The sequence below is a fragment of the Streptomyces sp. NBC_00190 genome, from assembly GCF_036203305.1.
Taxonomy (GTDB): Bacteria; Actinomycetota; Actinomycetes; order Streptomycetales; family Streptomycetaceae; genus Streptomyces.
Genome location: NZ_CP108131.1, coordinates 2,895,967 through 2,916,474, shown reverse-complemented (window position 1 = coordinate 2,916,474; position 20,508 = coordinate 2,895,967). Strand labels below are relative to the sequence as shown.

The 20,508-nt window shown below is 71.6% G+C and carries 17 protein-coding genes, 2 tRNA genes and 1 pseudogene; 17 read left to right on the top strand and 3 right to left on the bottom strand.

All coding sequences use genetic code 11. From position 1 onward, the window contains the following. Positions 1-40: 40 nt before the first annotated feature. Positions 41-1,186 (top strand): SCO2583 family membrane protein, encoded by a 1,146-nt coding sequence (locus OG429_RS14215; RefSeq protein WP_328925692.1) that lies wholly within the window; start codon positions 41-43, stop codon positions 1,184-1,186. On the opposite strand, the gene OG429_RS14210 is transcribed toward OG429_RS14215, so the two are convergent. Then, positions 1,170-2,258 (bottom strand): M48 family metallopeptidase, encoded by a 1,089-nt coding sequence (locus OG429_RS14210; RefSeq protein ID WP_328925691.1) that lies wholly within the window; start codon positions 2,256-2,258, stop codon positions 1,170-1,172. The two genes, OG429_RS14215 and OG429_RS14210, sit on opposite strands and share 17 nt — an antisense overlap. A gap of 140 nt (positions 2,259-2,398) precedes the next feature. On the opposite strand from OG429_RS14210, the gene OG429_RS14205 reads away from it, so the two are divergent. From OG429_RS14205 to OG429_RS14140, 14 genes and pseudogenes are all read left to right on the top strand, one after another. Next, entirely contained in the window at positions 2,399-2,566 is a 168-nt protein-coding gene (locus tag OG429_RS14205) for a hypothetical protein (RefSeq protein WP_328925690.1), read from the top strand. A gap of 62 nt (positions 2,567-2,628) precedes the next feature. Continuing rightward, on the top strand, positions 2,629-3,246 hold the full coding sequence (nadD, locus tag OG429_RS14200) for a nicotinate-nucleotide adenylyltransferase (protein ID WP_328925689.1): 618 nt from the start codon (positions 2,629-2,631) through the stop codon (positions 3,244-3,246). A gap of 24 nt (positions 3,247-3,270) precedes the next feature. After that, a complete protein-coding gene (locus tag OG429_RS14195) occupies positions 3,271-4,947 on the top strand; it encodes an LCP family protein (RefSeq protein WP_328925688.1) in 1,677 nt (558 codons plus the stop codon). Positions 4,948-5,076: 129 nt separating this feature from the next. Next, positions 5,077-5,523, top strand: coding sequence for a ribosome silencing factor (rsfS, locus tag OG429_RS14190; protein WP_328925687.1), 447 nt, complete (start codon positions 5,077-5,079; stop codon positions 5,521-5,523). Then, a complete protein-coding gene (locus OG429_RS14185; RefSeq protein WP_328930266.1) occupies positions 5,520-6,176 on the top strand; it encodes a histidine phosphatase family protein in 657 nt (218 codons plus the stop codon). The genes rsfS and OG429_RS14185 overlap by 4 nt, the downstream gene beginning before the upstream one ends. A 135-nt stretch (positions 6,177-6,311) precedes the next feature. Next, positions 6,312-6,384: transfer RNA gene (locus OG429_RS14180), tRNA-Ala, on the top strand. Positions 6,385-6,528: 144 nt separating this feature from the next. Continuing rightward, positions 6,529-6,762: a hypothetical protein gene (locus tag OG429_RS14175; protein WP_008738908.1), complete on the top strand. Its 234-nt coding sequence runs from the start codon at positions 6,529-6,531 to the stop codon at positions 6,760-6,762. Between the two features lie 132 nt (positions 6,763-6,894). Further along, positions 6,895-6,967 (top strand) — tRNA-Ala (locus tag OG429_RS14170). A gap of 257 nt (positions 6,968-7,224) precedes the next feature. Beyond that, positions 7,225-10,095 (top strand): leucine--tRNA ligase, encoded by a 2,871-nt coding sequence (gene leuS, locus OG429_RS14165; protein WP_328925686.1) that lies wholly within the window; start codon positions 7,225-7,227, stop codon positions 10,093-10,095. Positions 10,096-10,237: 142 nt separating this feature from the next. Next, the gene (locus tag OG429_RS14160; protein WP_328925685.1) at positions 10,238-10,999 is read left to right on the top strand and encodes a hypothetical protein; all 762 of its coding nucleotides are present in this window, start codon (positions 10,238-10,240) and stop codon (positions 10,997-10,999) included. A gap of 99 nt (positions 11,000-11,098) precedes the next feature. Beyond that, positions 11,099-11,944, top strand: a complete 846-nt coding sequence (locus tag OG429_RS14155) for a DegV family protein (protein ID WP_328925684.1) — start codon at positions 11,099-11,101, stop codon at positions 11,942-11,944. Between the two features lie 162 nt (positions 11,945-12,106). Continuing rightward, entirely contained in the window at positions 12,107-13,105 is a 999-nt protein-coding gene (locus OG429_RS14150) for a ComEA family DNA-binding protein (RefSeq protein WP_328925683.1), read from the top strand. Positions 13,106-13,251: 146 nt separating this feature from the next. Next, positions 13,252-15,486 (top strand): annotated as a pseudogene (locus OG429_RS14145) (ComEC/Rec2 family competence protein); the annotation flags it as partial. 136 nt (positions 15,487-15,622) lie between these two features. After that, a complete protein-coding gene (locus OG429_RS14140) occupies positions 15,623-16,504 on the top strand; it encodes a YceI family protein (protein WP_443051256.1) in 882 nt (293 codons plus the stop codon). Positions 16,505-16,524: 20 nt separating this feature from the next. On the opposite strand, the gene OG429_RS14135 is transcribed toward OG429_RS14140, so the two are convergent. Next, on the bottom strand, positions 16,525-16,767 hold the full coding sequence (locus OG429_RS14135; protein WP_328925681.1) for a hypothetical protein: 243 nt from the start codon (positions 16,765-16,767) through the stop codon (positions 16,525-16,527). A 61-nt stretch (positions 16,768-16,828) separates the two neighbouring features. On the opposite strand from OG429_RS14135, the gene holA reads away from it, so the two are divergent. Continuing rightward, positions 16,829-17,821, top strand: a complete 993-nt coding sequence (gene holA / locus OG429_RS14130) for a DNA polymerase III subunit delta (protein WP_328925680.1) — start codon at positions 16,829-16,831, stop codon at positions 17,819-17,821. A gap of 192 nt (positions 17,822-18,013) precedes the next feature. On the opposite strand, the gene rpsT is transcribed toward holA, so the two are convergent. Beyond that, entirely contained in the window at positions 18,014-18,280 is a 267-nt protein-coding gene (gene rpsT / locus OG429_RS14125) for a 30S ribosomal protein S20 (RefSeq protein ID WP_266788134.1), read from the bottom strand. Between the two features lie 282 nt (positions 18,281-18,562). On the opposite strand from rpsT, the gene lepA reads away from it, so the two are divergent. Beyond that, positions 18,563-20,428 carry a translation elongation factor 4 gene (gene lepA / locus OG429_RS14120; protein WP_328925679.1) on the top strand — a complete coding sequence of 622 codons (1,866 nt, stop codon included), beginning with the start codon at positions 18,563-18,565 and terminating at the stop codon, positions 20,426-20,428. Positions 20,429-20,508: the final 80 nt, after the last annotated feature.

The window sequence follows — 20,508 nt, the reverse complement described above, 5'->3', positions numbered from 1 at the left end:
GCTGGGGGCTTCTCTGAAGCGGGGACAGCGGGGAGAAGCGATGGCCGTACCAGGAGATCCACCCAACGGCACCCCCGACGGCATCGGCGGCGGTGACGACGAGTTCCGGTCGGACGAATACCGCTCGGTCGTGTTCGACGAGGACTTCGTCCGGGCTGCCCGCCTTCAGGAGTACTCCGCCCAGGAACGCATGGGCGAGCACGCCCGGGCCGTCCGCAGCCGCTCCCTCTGGTCGACCGGCGGCCCCGGCTCCCGGACCGGCACCCCCGGCCGTGGTGCCCGGCAGGGCATGCTGCTCGTGCTGCTCATCGCCACGGCCTTCGCCGCCGCCGTCTACCTGGGGCTGCGCAACCCGTACGTGCCACCGCCCGGCGGTCCCGCCGAGCCGTTCAACAGCACCGTCGTCCCGCTCGCGCCCAGCTCCACCGTGCCCGGCGGGCGGCCCTCCGACCTGTACGCGAACAGCCCCGCCGCCGACTACCGCGTCGGGGCGGCCGGAATCACCCTGCCGGCCGTGCGCCGCACGCACCACTTCACCGACGCCCAGGTCGTCACCGCGCTGTCCATCGCCAAGGATTACCTGGTGCAGTCCTCGCTGGACCCCGACGTCCTGGCCGGCACCGCCTCCCGGCCGGTGCGGGTCCTGCTCGACCCCGACCAGCTCGCCCAGTTCGACCGCAGCATGACCACGCCCTCCGGCGACGGCCGCCACGCGGCCACCGGCTGGCTGGTCCGCTTCGACCCGGGCACCGCCGTCGTGGCCGACTCCCGGGTCCGCGTGAGCGGCCTGCTCGCCTTCGAGGAGGTCACCCCCGACTTGCTGGAGGTGACCACCGATCACACCTTCGTGTACGCCGTACGCCCCACCACCGGAGCCCCGGCCGCTGCGGACGGCGCCTCGCTCTTCACGATCCGGCGCGAGCTGCGGCTGCGCTTCGACCGGGAGGACCTGGGCGCCCGGCGGGCGGAGCTGGTCTCTGCCTACGTGATGGCCGGACCGCAGGCATGTTCCAGCGACCCGGCCGCAGGCTTCCGCCCGCTCCTCGCCGGAGCCGGCCCGACCACCGTGGGCCCCGCCGCGAGCGACCCTTACGCCACCGGCCGTTCGAGGCGCACCGCCGGACTGTGCGGCGTCCTCGCGCAGCCCGAGGGCCCCGTGGCGACCCCGGTCAGCCCTGCTCCGTAGCCCCGCCCTTGCCGTCCGGGCCGCCGGCGGAACCCGTACCGGCGCCCGTACCGGCGCCGGTGAACTTGTCGCGGAGCTTGCCGCCCAGGTCGCCCGCGCCACCCGCGATGTCGCCCACCAGCTTCATCAGCGGATCCTTGCTGGTACGCACCGAGTCGGCGTAGTGCGCTGCGGACTGCCGGAAGGAATCGGTCACCGAGGTGTCCTTGTCCTCGTCCCGTCGCGGGTAGTGGCCGTCCATGATCCGCTGGAAGTCGCGGTTCTCCGACCACTTCTTCAGCTCGGCCGCCCGCACCGTGGTGAAGGGGTGCGTCCGGGGCAGCATGTTCAGGATCTTCAGCACGGAGTCGCGCAGATCGCCGCTCGCCTCGTACTCCTCGGCCTGGGCCAGGAAGGCGTCCACATTCATCTCGTGGAGGTGGTTGCCGCCCGCGATCTTCATCAGCCCGCGCATCGAGGCCTGCACGTCCTGCCCCACCAGCAGCCCGGCCCGGTCGGCGGAGAGCTCGGACTTGCGGAACCACTCCCGCAGCGCCGTCACGATCGCGGTGATCGCCACGTTGCCCAGCGGGATCCACGCCACCTTCAGCGCCAGACTCGTCAGGAACAGCAGGACCGTGCGGTACACGGAGTGCCCCGACAGCGCGTGGCCCACCTCGTGGCCCACCACCGCCCGCATCTCCTCCTCGTCGAGCAGCTCGACCAGGCCCGTCGTCACCACGATGATCGGCTCGTCCAGCCCGATGCACATGGCATTGGGCTTCGGGTCCTGCTGCACGTACATCTGCGGGACCTTCTCCAGGTCCAGGATGTAACAGGCGTCGCGGAGCATCTCGTGCAGGTGCGGGAACTGCGTCTCGCCCACCCGCACCGTGTCGGACAGGAACAGCAGCCGCAGACTGCGCTCCGGAAGCAGCCCGCTCAGGGCCTTGAACACCGTGTCGAAGCCGCTCAGCTTGCGCAGCGCGACCAGCGCCGAGCGGTCCGCCGGATGCTCGTACGCGCGTGAGGAGATGCCGGGAAACCTCTTGCGGTCCCGCGCCGGCACCTTCTCGAATCCTGTCTGCGTCATAGCGCCCTCCCCTGGATCGGCCTGACCGGACTTGCGTCTATCCTCTCCAACGCCTGAGTCGGCGTGAGCGTGCCCCAGGCCCCCGCATACGATGTGAGCGAAGTCTCCGCCCGCTCCCCGACTCGATAGGTACCTGCCTGATGAGCCTCTCCTCCACCGCCCACAACCTGGTCGTCCTCGCCTCGGAGGGGGCCGAGCAGCACGGCGGCAACCACGACAGCCTCAACCCCTACGTGACCGGCGGCGGCGCGTTCCTCGTCCTGTGCCTGATGCTGTGGATCACCACCCGCCTGAACCGCGACCGCTAGGCCCGTGATTTAGCACTCTCGCCGAGGCCGCCGGTACCGCCGGGCCAGTAGGCTCTGCGCTCATGGGAGAGCAGGAGATGCCTACCGGTCCGGTCAAGCGCCGGCTCGGCGTGATGGGCGGCACATTCGACCCGATCCACCACGGACACCTGGTGGCCGCCAGTGAGGTGGCCGCCCTGTTCCACCTCGACGAAGTGGTGTTCGTGCCGACCGGCGAGCCGTGGCAGAAGTCGCAGCGGGCCGTGTCGCCCGCCGAGGACCGCTACCTGATGACGGTCATCGCCACCGCCTCGAACCCGCAGTTCTCGGTGAGCCGCATCGACATCGACCGCGGCGGGCCGACGTACACGATCGACACCCTGCGCGACCTGAAGGCGCTGAACGACGACGCCGACCTGTTCTTCATCACCGGCGCCGACGCGCTCGCCCAGATCCTGACCTGGCGGAACGCCGACGAGCTCTTCTCGCTCGCCCATTTCATCGGGGTCACCCGGCCGGGCCACGTGCTCACCGACGACGGGCTGCCCAAGGGCGGCGTCTCCCTCGTCGAGGTGCCCGCCCTGGCCATTTCGTCCACGGACTGCCGTGCCCGGGTCGCCAAGGGTGATCCTGTCTGGTACTTGGTGCCGGACGGCGTGGTGCGCTACATCGACAAGCGTGAGCTGTACCGGGGAGCCTGAGCTTCCGGAGAGAGGGGCCCCGCGGTGAACGACCGACAGGAGCCGTACGACCCGTACGCCGCCCACGAGCAGCAGCTCGTCGGCTACGACGCGTACGGGCGGCCGGTGTACAGCCAGGCGCCCGCGCAGCCCGCCCCCGAGTACGGGCAGCAGCAGTACGGCTACGACTACCAGGCCCAGGCGCAGGGTTACGGCCAACAGCCGCAGCAGCAGTACTACGAACAGCCTGCCCAGGAATACGGGCAGCAGCAGTACTCCCAGCCTCCCGCCGCCCCCGGCTACGGGTACGACACGCAGCAGACCCAGCAGTGGATCCCGCAGCAGATGTCCCCGGAGCAGATGGCACCGGAGCCGGAGGCCGAGCGGCTGCGGACGCCGCAGGTCCCCGAACCGCGGCGGCCCGAGGCCGAGCCCGAGCGCGAGCGCGAGGCGGGCCGGGACTACCGCACCGAGATGTTCGCCTTCATCGACCAGCCTGACGAGGACTCCGAGGACGTCATCGACTGGCTCAAGTTCACCGAGAGCCGGACCGAGCGCCGCGAGGAGGCCCGCCGCCGCGGCCGCAACCGGGTGGTGGCGCTGATCGTCGTCCTCGCCCTGTTCGTCGTCGGCGGCATGGGCTACCTCTGGTACGCGGGCAAGCTGCCCTTCCTCGACGCTCCCGGGCGCGGCAAGGCCCCCGCGGCCGCCGACGCCGGGGCACAGAAGCGCGACATGATCGTCGTCCACCTGCACAACACCAAGAAGGGCGGCACCTCCTCGGCGCTGCTCGTCGACAACGTCACCGCCCAGCAGGGCGCCACCGTCCTACTGCCCAACACCCTCGGCGTGTCCGGCGCCGACGGGACCGCCACCGGCCTCGGCAAGGCGGTCGAGGCAGGCGGCCTCGGCACCCGCGAGGCACTCGACTCGGTGCTCGGCACGCACATCGGCGGCACCTGGCGCCTGGACACGCCCTTCCTGGAGAACCTGGTCGAGCTCGTCGGCGGGATCGAGGTCGACACCGACACCGCCGTCCCGGCCGACGACGCGGCCAAGGCCCCGGCCGTGGGGCAGGGCCAGAAGCAGAGCCTGAGCGGGCCGATGGCCGTCGCCTACGCCACGTACCGCGCCCAGGGCGAACCGGAGGCCAAGCAGCTGGAGCGCATGGGCAAGGTGCTGTACGCGGTCCTGCGCAAGGTCCCGAGCGACCCGAAGGCGGCCGCGCTCACGGTCGAGAGCATGGGCCAGATCCTCGACCCGGCCTTGAACGCGCAGACGCTCGGTGCCCTGCTGTCCCGGCTCGGCGCGCACGCCAAGGTGGGCGCGTACCGCACCGACGTCCTGGGGGTGAAGCCGGACGGCGGCCTGACGGACGACGCCACGAAGAAGGTCGTCAAGGAGGTCCTCGGCGGCTCCGTCGGCGCGGCGCAGCCCGGCGCGGCCCCGCGCGTCGGCCTCAAGGACGCGACCGGCGACGAGAAGACGCAGGTCGCGGCGCGGGCGGCGCTGCTCAACGGCGGCTACGACTTCGTCGACGGCGGCAAGGCGGACAAGACCGCGGCGGCCTCGCAGATCACGTACCAGGACGACTCCCAGCGGGACCGGGCGATCGAGGTCGCCAAGACGCTGGGGCTGCCGGAGACCGTCGTGAAGAAGGCGGAGAACGTGGTGAACGCGGACGTCGTGGTGATCCTCGGCAAGGACTTCAAGGCGTCCTGAGGCGTTGTCGGGGCGCCCTGACCCGGCTCTGACATGTGGCTTCGCCCGCGCGGAACATTCCGCGCGGGCGGTGACGGCGGTACATGAGACCCTTGTATGGATCTGCCCGCCAACCCGAAAGCATGGCCAGTGACCGCCACGGACCGCTCCATCGAGCTCATCACCACCGCCGCCCAGGCCGCGGCCGACCGGCTCGCGCACGACATCATCGCGTACGACGTCAGCGACGTGCTGTCGATCACCGACGCCTTCCTGCTCGCCTCCGCGCCCAACGACCGCCAGGTCAAGTCGATCGTGGACGAGATCGAGGAGCGCCTGCTCAAGGAGCTCGGCGCCAAGCCGGTGCGCCGCGAGGGCGACCGCGACGCCCGCTGGATCCTGCTCGACTACGTCGACATCGTCGTCCACGTCCAGCACAGCGAGGAGCGGGTCTTCTACGCGCTGGAGCGCCTGTGGAAGGACTGCCCCGAGATCGAGCTTCCCGAGGACGCCAAGCTCACCATCGGCAAGGCCGAGGAGCACGCCAAGCTGCGTGAGGCGGCCGGCGACGACGATCTGGACGGTGATCTGTTCTGAGTACGACCACCTCGGGGAAGTCCAGCAGGAAGATCGTCCTCTGGCGGCACGGCCAGACCTCGTGGAACCTGGAGCGGCGCTTCCAGGGCTCCACGGACATCGAGCTGACCGAGACCGGAGTGGCGCAGGCGCGCCGCTCCGCGCGGCTGCTCGCCTCGCTGAAGCCGGACGCCATCGTGGCCTCCGACCTCCGGCGTGCCGCCGCCACGGCCGCGGAGCTGGCCGCCGTCACGGGGCTGCCCGTGGCGCACGACGCGGCGCTGCGCGAGACCTACGCCGGTGAGTGGCAAGGCCTCACGCACGACGAGATCCTGGGGAAGTACGGCGAGCAGTACGCGGCGTGGAAGCGCGGCGAGCCGGTCCGCCGGGGTGGCGGCGAGCTGGAGACCGAGGTCGCCGACCGCGCCGCGCCCGTGGTGATGGAGCACGCCGGCCGGCTGCCGGAGAGCGGAACGCTCGTCGTCGTCAGCCACGGCGGCACCATCCGTACGACCATCGGCCGCCTGCTGGGCCTGGAGTCGTACTACTGGGAGGGCCTGGGCGGGCTCTCCAACTGCTGCTGGTCCGTCCTCGGTGAGGGCGCGCGCGGCTGGCGTCTGCTGGAGCACAATGCCGGCACGCTGCCGGAACCGGTGCTCGGCGACGACGACTGAGCGGCTCCTGCGCCGGTCGTTCGGCGGTCCCCGCCGGGGCTGCCACCCGGATTTCACTTTCCGGCTGGTCACAGGCTAGAGTTCTTCTTGTTCGCAGCGCGGAACACCGGAGACGGGGGGAGCGCAGCGGAGAGCGGGGCTATAGCTCAGTTGGTAGAGCGCCTGCATGGCATGCAGGAGGTCAGGAGTTCAATTCTCCTTAGCTCCACAATCAGGATCCCGTCCCCAACAGGGGGCGGGATCCTTGTTTTTGCCCCTTTTGCGTTTGCTGACCTGGCCCGCACCGGCATGGCAGAATCGGAAAGCCGGAGGGGGGAGACGACGGCCCGATGCGGGAGGGAGTCGCTGACGGATGGGTGCACACCGGCGCAGGTGCGACTGGTGCAACAACGGCACGCCGATCGTGCGGGACATGGACCCGGTCAACCCCGACTACCAGTACTGGTGCGAGGAATGCGCGCGGGCGCTGATCATAAAAGGCGACCCGATCGAGACGTACCGTGAGCTGGAGGGGGAGCCGATCTACGGCCGGCTGCTCGACGAGCACTGCACGCTCAAGCGGTTCTATCAGTTCGCAAGAGCGTGACGGAATAGGTTAAATCGGACATGGCCTGCGGTCGACGGAAACCGATTTTTGGACCAGGGCCATGACCGTGTAATGTTTGGGACGTCGCCAAGGGGAACCGGAAACGGAAGCCCGAAGCGGCAGGCAAGACAAGGGGCTATAGCTCAGTTGGTAGAGCGCCTGCATGGCATGCAGGAGGTCAGGAGTTCAATTCTCCTTAGCTCCACAGTGAAGAAGCGGGCCACCCGGATCGGGTGGCCCGCTTCTCGTTGTGCCCACCGTTCGGAACGGCCGAGCGTCGGCCGGGACTGCTGCGGTACCCTGACGCCATGCGTGCCGTACGCCTTCTGCTTACCGAGCCGCGCTGATCAGTACCGACCCTTCGAGACGGTCGGCATCGGCGCGGCGTCCCCTCCTGTGCGAGGGGTTTTTTCGTTTGGGCAGGCAGAGACGGCAGAGACGATCGATGGAGCTTCAGAAATCATGAGCGAGACGAACACCCCGGCCCCCGAGGCGGCCGAGGGGCACCGTTACACGGCTGCCATGGCCGCCGACATCGAGGCACGCTGGCAGGACGTATGGGACGCGCAGGGCACGTACGAGGCCCCGAACCCGACCGGTGACCTGGCCGGGGACCCCGCGGTGGTCGCACGGCCCAAGAAGTTCATCATGGACATGTTCCCGTACCCCTCCGGTGCGGGCCTGCACGTCGGCCACCCGCTCGGATACATCGCCACCGACGTCTTCGCCCGCCATCAGCGGATGACCGGCCACAACGTCCTGCACACCCTGGGCTTCGACGCCTTCGGCCTGCCGGCCGAGCAGTACGCCGTGCAGACCGGCACGCACCCGCGCGTGTCGACCGAGGCGAACATCGAGAACATGAAGCTCCAGCTGCGCCGGCTGGGCCTGGGCCACGACAAGCGCCGCTCCTTCGCGACGATCGACCCGGACTACTACAAGTGGACGCAGTGGATCTTCCTGCAGATCTACAACTCCTGGTACGACGCGGACGCGAAGAAGGCCCGGCCGGTCGCCGAGCTGGTCGCCGAGTTCGAGGACGGTACCCGTGAGGTCCCCGGAGGCCGCGCGTGGGCGCAGCTGACCGCGGGCGAGCGGGCCGACGTACTGAACGAGTACCGGCTGGCGTACTCCTCGGACGCGCCCGTCAACTGGTGCCCCGGGCTGGGCACCGTACTGGCCAACGAAGAGGTCACCGCGGACGGCCGGTCCGAGCGCGGCAACTTCCCGGTCTTCAAGGCCAAGCTGAGCCAGTGGAACATGCGCATCACCGCGTACGCGGACCGGCTGCTGGACGACCTGGACGCGCTGGACTGGCCCGAGGCCATCAAGCTGCAGCAGCGGAACTGGATCGGCCGCAGCGAGGGCGCGCGCGTCGACTTCCCGCTGGGCGACCAGGCGGTCACCGTCTTCACCACCCGCCCGGACACCCTGTTCGGCGCCACCTACATGGTGCTGGCGCCCGAGCACCCGCTGGTGGACAAGTTCATCCCGGCCGCCTGGCCCGAGGGCACGCACGACGTGTGGACCGGCGGGCACGCCACGCCGGCCGACGCCGTCACGGCGTACCGCAAGCAGGCCGCCTCGAAGTCGGACGTCGAGCGCCAGGCCGAGGCCAAGGACAAGACCGGCGTCTTCACCGGTGAGTACGCGACCAACCCGGTCAGCGGCGCGAAGGTCCCGGTCTTCATCGCCGACTACGTGCTGATGGGCTACGGCACCGGCGCGATCATGGCCGTTCCGGCGCACGACAGCCGCGACTTCGAGTTCGCGCGCGCCTTCGAGCTGCCGATGCGCTGCGTCGTACAGCCCGGCGACGGGCGGGGCACCGACCCGGCGGAGTGGGACGACGCGTTCGTCTCGTACGACGCCGCGCTGGTCAACTCCACCGGCGAGGGCATCGCGCTGGACGGCCTGGGCGTCGTCGAGGCCAAGGCCGCGATCACCGACTGGCTGGCCGAGCGCGGCATCGGTGAGGGCACCGTCAACTTCCGGCTGCGCGACTGGCTGTTCAGCCGTCAGCGCTACTGGGGCGAGCCCTTCCCGATCGTCTACGACGAGGACGGCGTCGCGCACCCGCTGCCCGAGTCGATGCTGCCGCTGGAGCTGCCGGAGGTCGAGGACTACTCGCCGCGCACCTTCGAGCCCGACGACGCCGCCTCGAAGCCGGAGACCCCGCTGTCCCGCAAGGCGGACTGGGTCGAGGTCGAACTGGACCTGGGCCGCGGCGAGGGCGTCAAGCGCTACCGGCGCGAGACCAACACCATGCCGAACTGGGCCGGTTCCTGCTGGTACGAGCTGCGCTACCTGGACCCGAACAACTCCGAGGCGCTGGTCGACCCGGCGATCGAGCAGTACTGGATGGGCCCGCGCGAGGGTCAGCCGCACGGCGGCGTCGACCTGTACGTGGGCGGCGCCGAGCACGCGGTGCTGCACCTGCTGTACGCCCGCTTCTGGTCGAAGGTGCTGTTCGACCTGGGGCACGTCTCCTCGGTCGAGCCGTTCCACAAGCTGTACAACCAGGGCATGATCCAGGCGTACGTGTACCGCGACGAGCGCGGCTTCCCGGTCTCCGCGACGGAGGTCGAGGAGCGGGACGGCAAGTTCTTCTTCGAGGGCGAGCCGGTCAAGCGCGAGCTGGGCAAGATGGGCAAGTCCCTGAAGAACGCCGTCACGCCCGACGAGATCTGCGAGGAGTACGGCGCGGACACCCTGCGCCTGTACGAGATGGCGATGGGTCCGCTGGACGTCTCGCGCCCGTGGGACACCCGGGCCGTGGTCGGCCAGTACCGGCTGCTGCAGCGCCTGTGGCGCAACATCGTGGACGAGGAGACCGGCCAGGTCACCGTCGTCGACGGGGAGCCGGGCGAGGACACGCTGCGCGCGCTGCACAAGGCCGTCGACGGGGCCGGCTCGGACATGGCGGGGCTGCGTTTCAACACGGCCATCGCGAAGATCACCGAGCTGAACAACGCCCTGACGAAGGCCGGGCGGCCGCTGGAGCGCCTGGTCGCCGAGGCGCTCGTGCGGCTGGTCGCCCCGCTGGCCCCGCACATCGCGGAGGAGCTGTGGCACCGCCTGGGCCACAGCGACTCGGTGGTCCACCAGGACTTCCCGGTCGCGGACCCGGCGTACGTCGTGGACGAGAGCGTGACGTGCGTGGTGCAGGTCAAGGGCAAGGTCAAGGCGCGCCTGGAGGTGCCGCCGACGATCTCGGACGCGGAGCTGGAGCAGCTGGCCGTCACCGATGAGGGTGTGGTCGCGGCGCTGGGCGGTGCGGAGATCCGCAAGGTCATCGTGCGCGCCCCGAAGCTGGTGAACATCGTCATCTGACGTCGCCCGTCCTTGAGGGGACAGGCATGGGGGACATCCCGTACGGGCAGGTTGGGGGTTCGATTGGAACCCCCGACCTGCCCGTGGCGTTTACGGTGGAGGGGACGGAAAAAGAGCTGCGGGAACTGGGGAAGGGACACTCATGGAGGCCGCGTTGATCATCTTCGCGCTGATGGTGCTTTTCGCCTTCCTGGGCCTGGGTGTGTATGTCACCACCAAGGTGGTGCGGGCGGCCAAGCGCGGTGTGGACCGTACGATCACGCAAGCCCGCCGGACGGTGGAGGACACCACCCTGAGGGCGAAGAGCTTCGGCCAGGTCGGGGTCGCGGGGGCGCTGGCGCAGCTGCGGCTCGATCTGCGGACGTCGATGCGGGCCACGCAGGAGGCGCTGTACGCCGGGGTCCGGACGGATGCCTCGCTGAAGGAGTCCATCGGGCTGTTCGAGCGGCTGAGCGAGCACGGGCACGAGCTGGACGCCGAGCTGAAGCGGCTGGAGCAGGAGCCGGACCGGCAGCGGATCGCCGAGGGCCTGCCCGGCTTGCGGGAGCGCACGGCCAAGATCACGCAGGCGGCGGACTCGCTGCGGTGGGCCGCGCGAGACCGTGCCCGGCGGTTCGCCTCCGACGACCTGTCCGCCCTGTCGGAGCAGATCGAGGTCGAGTCCGGTGCGCTGCAGGACTGGTCCCGTGAGTCGGTGGACGATCTGACGGCGGCGGCCGCGGAGTGGGACGCGGCGCAGACGCCGGGGACGGCAGGGCCCGCGGCGGGCCCGGCGGCGGGCCCGGGGCAGGCTCGGGATGCGGGCGGGTGGGGCGCGGAGCCCCGGCCGGCGGCGCTGAACCAGGCCGCGCCGACGACTCCGTACCCCTGGCAGAAGACGCCGCGCCCGGAGAGCACGACCTGACGCGCCCCGTGGGCCCGGCACGCCGACGGGAGCCCGGCGGCGGGCCCGACGGGGAGCCCAGGCTGCCGACCCACCCCGACTGGCGGTAACCTCCGGCTCATGTCCCGCCATGTCGCCATCGTCACCGATTCCACGGCCTACCTGCCCCAACCGGCCATGGCGCGGCACGGAATCACCTCCGTACCGCTCACCGTGGTACTCGGCGGTGAAGCGCTGGAGGAGGGCACCGAGATCTCGGCGCGCAGCCTCGCTCTGGCCCTGCAGAAGCGCCGCTCGGTCACTACCTCACGCCCCAGCCCGGAGGAGTTCGTCCGGGCCTACCGGGCGGCCGCGGACGCCGGTGCGAGCGGCATCGTCAGCCTGCACCTGTCCGCCGAGTTCTCCGGTACCTACGACGCCGCCGTGGTGGCCGCGAGGACCGCTCCCGTGCCCGTGCGGGTCGTGGACACCGGCATGGTCGCGATGGCCCTCGGTTTCTGCGCGCTGGCCGCCGCCGAGGTGGCGGAGGCGGGCGGTTCCGTCGACGATGCCGTGGCCGCCGCCGAGAAGCGCGCGGCGGACATGTCCGCGTACTTCTACGTCGACACCCTCGACTACCTCCGCCGCGGCGGGCGGATCGGGGCCGCCCAGGCCCTGCTCGGCTCCGCCCTGGCGGTGAAGCCGCTGCTGACCCTGGACGGCGGGCGGATCGAGATGCTGGAGAAGGTGCGTACGGCCTCCAAGGCCATCGCCCGGCTGGAGGAGCTGGCCGTCGAGCGCGCCGGGTCGGGCAGCGTCGATGTCGCGGTGCACCATCTGGCGGCCCCCGAGCGGGCCGAGAAGCTCGCCCAGCGGCTGCGGGAGCGCATCCCGGGCCTGGTCGAACTGCATGTCAGCGAGGTGGGCGCGGTGATCGGGGCGCACACCGGGCCGGGGCTGCTGGCCGCGGTCGTCTCGCCGCGCTGATCATCCGCCGCGTTGATCACTCGACACGCCGATCACTCGACACGCCGATCACTCGCCGTGCTGATCACCGGAACGAGTGACCTGGATATCCACAACGGGGTTGCTGTCCACCGGAATTGAGCCCTCCGAACGGGCTTCGGGATTCGCCCCTACGGTCGTGGCATGACTCTTCGAGCGCGTACCTCGCATCCGTCCTCCCGCCGCTCGGGCGCCACCAGCGGCCCGGGCCGGCCCCGTTTCTCCGACAGCCGTCTGCGCCGCCGCGGTGGCCATGGCGTGCGCCGTGACCACCGGGCTCCGCACGCGGATCCCGAGGCGGTGCGGCGGCGGGCCGAAGCCCTGCTGGGCGGCAGCAGTCCGCCGACGGCCTCTCCGCAGCCCCTGGCGACGGCCTCGCCACCGTCGGTGGCCGAGGCGGATCGCGGGGCTCCGCCGGGGGCGCCGCCTGAGGAGACTGCCGGGCCGGCTGCTCCCGGGCCAGCCGCTCCCGGTCCGGCGCGGAGCCTGGCCCTGCGGGAGCGGCTGCCGGTGTGGTTCCAAGCCCGCTGCGGGGTGGAGCCGCGCACGGTGGCCGCCGTCGGGGTGGTGCTGGTCGTCGCTGTCGGCTTTGCAGGGCAGCAGTACTGGTCGGCCCGGCCGCGGGCGGTGACCGCGCCCGCCGTGGTCGCCCAAGGGGCGGTACCGGCCGCGGCCACGGCGCCGGTACCGGCACCGGCGGGGGGCTCCGGAGGCGGCCCGGCGCGGATCGTCGTCGACGTCAGCGGCAAGGTCCGGGACCCGGGCGTACGGCGGCTGCCCGCCGGTTCGCGCGTCGAGGACGCGCTGTCCGCCGCGGGGGGAGTGCGGCCCGGTACGGACACCACGGGCCTGAACCGGGCCCGCGTGCTGGTGGACGGCGAGCAGGTGCTGGTGGGCGCCCCGGCGCAGCCTCCGGAGGTCGCGGGCGGGGGCGGAGGCGGGCCGGGCCGGGGCCCGCTCAGCCTCGGCTCGGCCACCGTCGAGCAGCTGGACGGTCTGCCGGGAGTCGGGCCGGTGCTGGCCCAGCACATCGTGGACTTCCGCACCGCCAGAGGTGGCTTCCGTTCCGTGGAGGAGCTCCGGCAGGTCAACGGCATCGGGGAACGGCGCTTCGCCGACCTGCGCACCCTGGTGCGGCCGTGAACCGCCCCGAGGCCCCGGGAGCGGCGGACCTGCGGCTGGTGGGACCGGCCCTGGCCGCCTGGGCGGCGGCCGCCCTCGCCCTGGACGCGCCCGCCGGCCGGACCGCCGCCGGGGTGGCCGTGGGCCTGGCCGTGGCGGGGCTGCTGATGCTGGCCGCGTGCAGGCGTCCCGGGCGGCTGTGGAGGGCCGCTCCGGCGCTGGCAGCGGCCTTGCTGTGCGCCTGTGCCGGAGCCGGGGTGGCGGGGCTCCAGCGGGCCGAGGCGCGAGCCGGGCCGGTGGCGGATCTGGCCCGGGACCATGCCCGCGTCCTCGTGGAGCTGACCGTCGGCTCCGATCCACGGGTCGCCGGGAGCGGGAGCGGCAGTGGCAGCGGGCCGCCGGTGGTGGTGCTGGACGCGCTGGTGACCGGGGTGACCGGGCCGGACGGGGCACGGACCCGGGTCGAGACCCCGGTGCGGGTGCTGGCCGGGCATCCGGGCTGGGCCCGGCTGCAGCCCTCCACCCGGGTGTCGGTGGTCGCCCGGCTGGCCCCGGCGCGCGGTGGGGAGCGGGCCGTGGCGCTGCTGCGGCCGGCCGCCGACACACCGCCCGGGGTGACGGGCGGCCCGGACACCGCACAGCGGCTCGCCGGGCGGCTGCGGGCCGGGCTGCGCGAGGCCACCGGCGGGCTCGCGCCGGATGCCAGGGCCCTGCTGCCGGGGCTGGTCGTCGGGGACACCTCCCGGGTGCCCACCGATCTTCAGGAGGCGTTCCGGGCCACCGATCTGCTGCACCTGTTGGCCGTGTCCGGGTCCAACCTGACCGTGGTGCTGTTCCTGCTCATCGGGCCCCCGGCCCGCGCGCAGCAGGCCGAGCGGCGCGGGCTGGCGCCTCGGATCGGGCTCTCGCTGCGGGCGACCGCCCTGTGCGGGGCGGGCCTGACGCTGGCGTTCGTGGTGGTGTGCCGGCCGGAGCCGAGCGTGCTGCGGGCCGCCGCCTGCGGGGCGGTGACCCTGCTGGCCATCGCCACCGGGCGGCGCAGATCCCTGATCCCGGCCCTGGGGGCCGCCGTGCTGCTGCTGGTCCTCTACGACCCGTGGCTGGCCCGCAGCTACGGCTTCCTGCTCTCCGTCCTGGCCACGGGCGCCCTGCTCACCCTCGCCCCCCGGTGGAGCGAGGCCCTGACCCGGCGCGGGATGCGGCCCCGGCTCGCCGAGGCGCTCGGGGCCGCCGCGGCCGCGCAGGCGGTGTGCGCGCCCGTGGTCGCCGTGCTCGCCGCCCGCGTCAGCCTGGTGGCGGTGCCCTGCAACCTGCTGGCCGAGCTGGCGGCCGGTCCGGCGACGGTGCTCGGCTTCGCGGCGCTCGCGGTGGCCCCGCTGTGGATGTCCGCCGCGAAGGTGCTCGCCTGGTGCGCGGGGGTGCCCGCCGGGTGGATCGCCGCCGTGGCCCGGGCCGGGGCGGGGCTGCCGGGAGCTGAGCTGGCCTGGCCGGGCGGGCTCACCGGAGGGCTGCTGCTGGCCGCCGCCACCCTGGCCGTCATCGTGCTCGGCGCCCGGGTCGGGCGCCGGCGCCTGGTCTGCTCGGCCCTGGCGGTGTTGCTGCTCCTGGCCGTACTGCGGCCGCCGCAGCTCACCCGTACCCTCTCCGGCTGGCCTCCGCCCGACTGGAGTTACGTGCAGTGCGCGGTGGGCCAGGGGGACGCCGCGGTGCTCGCCGTCGGACCGGGCGAGGCCGTGGTCGTGGACGCCGGACCGGATCCCGGCCCGGTGGACGCCTGCCTGCGTTCCCTGGGTGTGATCCGGGTGCCGATGCTCCTGCTGACGCACTTTCACTCCGACCACGTGGCGGGCCTGTCCGGGGTGCTGCGGGGCCGGTCGGTGGGTGTGATTCAGACCACCGCGCTGGAAGAGCCGCCGGGGCAGGCGCAGTTCGTCCACCGGACCGCGGCGGGCGCCGGCGTACCCGTCGTACGGGCGGTGGCGGGGGAGCGCCGACGGGCCGGACCGCTGGAGTGGCAGGTGCTCTGGCCACCTGCTGCCGGGGCTCCGCCGGAGGGGCCCAACGACGCGAGCGTCGCCCTGCTGGTGCGTGGCGCGGGGCTGACCCTGCTCCTGCTCGGCGATCTCGAACCGGCCGCGCAGCAGGGCCTCTTGAGGGACCATCCGGAACTGGGTCCGGTGGATGTCCTCAAGGTCGCGCACCACGGCTCCGCCCACCAGGATCCGGTGCTGTACGCCCAGGTGAGACCCCGGATCGCCCTCGTCCCGGTCGGCGCGGGCAACCGCTACGGGCACCCCGCGCCCGGTACGCTCGCCCAGCTGCGGGCGATGGGGGCGACCGTACTGCGCACCGACACCGACGGCTCCATCGCCGTCACCGGCAGTGGCCCCCGGATGCGTGCGTTCCCGGCTGGCCGACGGCGGAGCCGACACGCCCATACCGGGCAGGGCCGTTCTGTTTGCCCACAACCCGACAGCATGATCGAATGCGTCTTCGCCAGAGCGGTCCAGATCCACACAGCACGGGGGTGCATCAGCCATGTTCGGTCGCCGACGGGGGATGGAGACGGCCGGAAGTTCCAGCCCACACACATCCGCGACACTGACACTGCCGCCGACGGCGCGGCTGCTCAGCTGCCGGGTTCTCGACACGGTCCACCAGCCGGTCCGGCAGGCCGCGTTCGAGGTGACCGACCCGATCGGCCGACGGATCGTCAGCGGCGAGACGGACCCGTACGGCGGGTTCACGGCGGCCGTACCCGAGGGCGAGTACCGGCTCTCCGTCACCGCCGAGGGGTACGCGCCGTTCCACGGGGCGACGCTCGTGGGGGACCCGGCACAACCCGGTACCGGGGAGATCATCCTCGACGCCGTGGAGCCGCCGCTGCTGCCGCAGCCCGGCCACTGGGAGCTCGACCCGACGCACTCGTCCATCGTCTTCACGGCCCGGCACATCGGCTTCGCCCGGATCGGCGGACGGTTCAACACGTTCGCCGGCGCGGTACGGATAGCTGAGCGCATGGAGGACTCCTCCATGCACGTGATCATCGACGCGGCGAGCATCGACACCGGGGTCCGGATGCGCGACGACCACCTGAGGTCCGGCGACTTCCTGGACGCGGCCCGCCACCCGACCGTGGAGTTCTACAGCGAACGGTTTATCCACCGCAGCGGCAGCCGCTGGACCGTCGCGGGCGCCCTCACCCTCCACGGGGTGAGCCGCTCCGTCACCCTGGACACCCAGTACCTGGGCCTGGGTACGGGGCTGGAGGGCGAGCCGCGGGCGGCCTGCCGGGCCACGACCGAACTGCACCGCGAGGACTTCACCTTGAACTGGCAGTCGGTGCTGGCGCACGGGATCGCGGCGATCGGGTCGAGCGTGGAAGTGACCCTGGACGTACAGATCGTCCACAAGGCCTGAGCTCTCGAGTACTCCAGGTACTAGGGGGCTTCCAGCCAGCCCTCGTACTCGGCCGCGAGGGCGTCCAGCGAGGTGGTGTCGAGCCGTTCCCGCGGATCCTCGACGACCACCAGCCACTGGGCGTCCTCGGCGTCGTCCTCGCCGGCCAGCGCGTCGCGGACCAACTGCGGCTCCTCGGGGAGGCCGAAGCGGTCGACGGCCTCCTGCGCCACCTCCTCGGCGGCGTCGCGGTCGGGCAGGACGAGTACATGTCGCACGTTCACGCGACCATTCTCGGGCACGCGGCGAAGAGGGCTGTCAGTGCGGCGTGGGATGCTGGAGCCGATGGCCACCAGGAAGAACTCCACCGACGATCCGCTTGCCCCGCTCACCCTCGCGGTGGGGCAGGAGGACCTGCTCCTCGACCGTGCCGTGCGGGAGGTGGTGGCGGCCGCCCGCGCCGCCGACGCCGACACCGACGTCCGCGACCTCACCTCCGACCAGCTCCAGCCCGGCACGCTGGCCGAGCTGACGAGCCCCTCGCTCTTCTCCGAGCGCAAGGTCCTGGTCGTACGGGGCGCCCAGGACCTGTCCGCGGACTCGGTCAAGGAGGTGAAGGCGTACCTCGACGCGCCCTACGAGGAGATCATCCTCGTGCTCCTCCACGCGGGCGGAGCCAAGGGCAAGGGCCTGCTGGACGCGGCCCGCAAGGCGGGTGCGCGGGAGATCGCCTGCCCGAAGATGACGAAGCCCGCGGACCGGCTCTCGTTCGTACGCGGAGAGTTCCGCACGCTGGGCCGCTCCGCGACCCCGGAGGCGTGCCAGACCCTGGTCGACGCGATCGGCAGCGACCTGCGGGAGCTGGCGAGCGCGGCGGCGCAGCTGTGCGCGGACGTCGAGGGAACCATCGACGAGGCCGTGGTCGGCCGCTACTACACGGGCCGGGCCGAGGCCTCCAGCTTCACCGTCGCCGACCGGGCGGTCGAGGGGCGGGCGGCCGAAGCCCTCGAAGCCCTGCGGTGGTCCCTGTCCACGGGGGTGGCGCCGGTCCTGATCACCAGCGCCCTGGCCCAGGCCGTGCGCGCGATCGGCAAGCTGGCCTCCGCCCCGCGCGGAGCCCGCCCGGGCGACCTCGCCCGGGACCTGGGGATGCCGCCCTGGAAGATCGACCGGGTCCGCCAGCAGATGCGCGGCTGGTCGGCGGACGGCGTCGCGGACGCCCTGCGTGCCGTGGCCGCCGCCGACGCGGGCGTCAAGGGGGGCGGTGACGACCCCGAGTACGCCCTGGAGAAGGCGGTCGTCGCGGTGGCCCGCGCGGCCCGCCCCCAGCGCCGCTAGAGCCTGTCCGGACAGGTCCCGGTAGCACGAAGGCCCCGGCCGTCACCCTGGGGAAGGGTGGCGGCCGGGGCCTTCGGTCACTGCTTTGGTTGCGCCGCACCCGCGTGGCGAACGCTTCGTGTGCGGCGCGGGGTGCCGGTCAGGAGCGGGAGAGAGGGCCCGCTGGGTCCGTTCCGGCGATCACATCAGAGCTCAGCCCTGGAGGGTGGCAACCTTGGAGGCCAGCGCCGACTTCTTGTTGGCGGCGGCGTTCTTGTGGATGACACCCTTCGAGACAGCCTTGTCGAGCGCACGCGCGGCGGCGCGGGAAGCCACGGTGGCCTTCTCGACGTCACCGGCGAGGACGGCCTCGCGGGCCTTGCGGATCGCGGTCTTGAGCGAAGACTTGACGGCCTTGTTGCGCAGGCGCGCCTTCTCGTTCGTCTTGTTCCGCTTGATCTGGGACTTGATGTTCGCCACGAAAGAGCCTTTTCAGGTTCAGAGATTTGATCTTCGGATTGTGTCCCTCCCCCAGACTCCGTCCGGGGGGACCCCCAACTGAGAGGGCATACGAGACACAGCTGCCCAGGCTACCAGGCGCGCTCCGGGCGGCCCAAACCGAGCGCACTGCCCCGTCCATGGGACCATGGGAGTCTGCGTATAGATCCGACATCGCGCCGCCGAGAGCGACGGGAGCCGGACTTTCGCTCCGACCGACGCTCCGCAAACGCTTCCGACTGCGACCGAGAATCAGGACACTGCGTGCCCGCGATCCCCAGCCACGTGCCCGAGCCGAGCCGTACCGACTCGGCGCTGATCCGCAACTTCTGCATCATCGCGCACATCGACCACGGCAAGTCGACCCTTGCCGACCGGATGCTCCAGATCACCGGTGTGGTCGACCAGCGGCAGATGCGCGCCCAGTACCTCGACCGCATGGACATCGAGCGTGAGCGCGGCATCACGATCAAGTCCCAGGCGGTCCGGCTGCCCTGGGCGCCCACCACGGGCGAGGGTCAGGGCAACACCCACATCCTCAACATGATCGACACCCCCGGGCACGTCGACTTCACCTACGAGGTCTCCCGCTCCCTCGCCGCGTGCGAGGGCACGGTCCTCCTGGTGGACGCCGCCCAGGGCATCGAGGCGCAGACCCTCGCCAACCTGTACCTGGCGATGGAGAACGACCTCGCGATCGTCCCCGTCCTGAACAAGATCGATCTGCCGGCCGCCCAGCCGGAGAAGTTCGCCGAGGAGCTCGCGAACCTGATCGGCTGCCAGCCCGAGGACGTGCTGCGCGTCTCGGCCAAGACCGGTCTCGGCGTCGAGGCGCTGCTCGACAAGGTCGTCGCCACGGTCCCGGCCCCGGTCGGCGTCAAGGACGCCCCGGCCCGCGCCATGATCTTCGACTCGGTCTACGACTCGTACCGTGGCGTCGTCACGTACGTCCGTGTGGTCGACGGGCAGCTGAACAAGCGCGAGCGCATCCGGATGATGTCCACCGGCGCCACCCACGAGCTGCTGGAGATCGGTGTCTCCTCCCCGGAGATGACCCCGTCCGACGGCATCGGCGTCGGCGAGGTGGGCTACATCATCACCGGCGTGAAGGACGTCCGCCAGTCCAAGGTCGGTGACACCATCACCAGCCTGCACAACGGCGCCACCGAGGCCCTCGGCGGCTACAAGGACCCGCGCCCGATGGTCTTCTCCGGTCTGTACCCGCTCGACGGCTCGGACTACCCGGACCTGCGCGAGGCGCTGGACAAGCTCCAGCTCAACGACGCCGCGCTCGTCTACGAGCCGGAGACCTCGGCGGCGCTCGGCTTCGGCTTCCGCGTCGGCTTCCTCGGCCTGCTCCACCTGGACGTGGTCCGCGAGCGCCTGGAGCGCGAGTTCGGCCTCGACCTGATCGCGACCGCGCCCAACGTGGTCTACCGGGTGGTCATGGAGGACGGCAAGGAAGTCACCGTCACCAACCCGAGCGAGTTCCCCGAGGGCAAGATCTCGGACGTGTTCGAGCCGGTCGTCCGCGCCACCGTGCTCGCGCCCACCGAGTTCATCGGCGCGATCATGGAGCTCTGCCAGACCCGCCGCGGCACCCTGCTCGGCATGGACTACCTCTCCGAGGACCGGGTCGAGATCCGCTACACCCTCCCGCTCGCGGAGATCGTCTTCGACTTCTTCGACCAGCTGAAGTCCAAGACGCGCGGCTACGCCTCTCTCGACTACGAACCCACGGGCGAGCAGTCCGGCAGCCTGGTCAAGGTCGACATCCTGCTGCACGGCGACAAGGTCGACGCCTTCTCCGCCGTCACGCACAAGGACGCCGCCTACGCCTACGGCGTGCGCCTGGTCGCCAAGCTGCGCGAGCTCATCCCGCGGCAGGCCTTCGAGGTGCCGATCCAGGCCGCGATCGGCTCCCGCGTCATCGCCCGCGAGACCATCCGCGCCATCCGCAAGGACGTCCTCGCCAAGTGCTACGGCGGTGACATCTCCCGTAAGCGGAAGCTGCTGGAGAAGCAGAAGGAAGGCAAGAAGCGGATGAAGATGGTCGGCTCCGTGGAGGTCCCGCAGGAGGCCTTCATCGCCGTGCTGTCCAGCGACGAGTCCGGCGGCAAGAAGAAGTAGCCCCGCAGCACCGTTGTGTACGAAACAGGCCCCCGCGCGGATGCGCGGGGGCCTGTTTCGTTATGAATCGGCCGCTCGGA

What these genes read in the sequence shown, in the direction of transcription:
- OG429_RS14205 (WP_328925690.1), top strand. Translation starts at nt 2,399, where the DNA reads ATGAGCCTCTCCTCCACCGCCCACAACCTGGTCGTCCTCGCCTCGGAG.
- OG429_RS14155 (WP_328925684.1), top strand. Translation starts at nt 11,099, where the DNA reads ATGTCCCGCCATGTCGCCATCGTCACCGATTCCACGGCCTACCTGCCC.
- OG429_RS14150 (WP_328925683.1), top strand. Translation starts at nt 12,107, where the DNA reads ATGACTCTTCGAGCGCGTACCTCGCATCCGTCCTCCCGCCGCTCGGGC.
- holA (WP_328925680.1), top strand. Translation starts at nt 16,829, where the DNA reads ATGGCCACCAGGAAGAACTCCACCGACGATCCGCTTGCCCCGCTCACC.
- OG429_RS14160 (WP_328925685.1), top strand. Translation starts at nt 10,238, where the DNA reads ATGGAGGCCGCGTTGATCATCTTCGCGCTGATGGTGCTTTTCGCCTTC.
- nadD (WP_328925689.1), top strand. Translation starts at nt 2,629, where the DNA reads ATGGGAGAGCAGGAGATGCCTACCGGTCCGGTCAAGCGCCGGCTCGGC.
- OG429_RS14215 (WP_328925692.1), top strand. Translation starts at nt 41, where the DNA reads ATGGCCGTACCAGGAGATCCACCCAACGGCACCCCCGACGGCATCGGC.
- leuS (WP_328925686.1), top strand. Translation starts at nt 7,225, where the DNA reads ATGAGCGAGACGAACACCCCGGCCCCCGAGGCGGCCGAGGGGCACCGT.
- OG429_RS14140 (WP_443051256.1), top strand. Translation starts at nt 15,623, where the DNA reads ATGTTCGGTCGCCGACGGGGGATGGAGACGGCCGGAAGTTCCAGCCCA.
- OG429_RS14175 (WP_008738908.1), top strand. Translation starts at nt 6,529, where the DNA reads ATGGGTGCACACCGGCGCAGGTGCGACTGGTGCAACAACGGCACGCCG.
- OG429_RS14210 (WP_328925691.1), bottom strand. Translation starts at nt 2,258, where the DNA reads ATGACGCAGACAGGATTCGAGAAGGTGCCGGCGCGGGACCGCAAGAGG.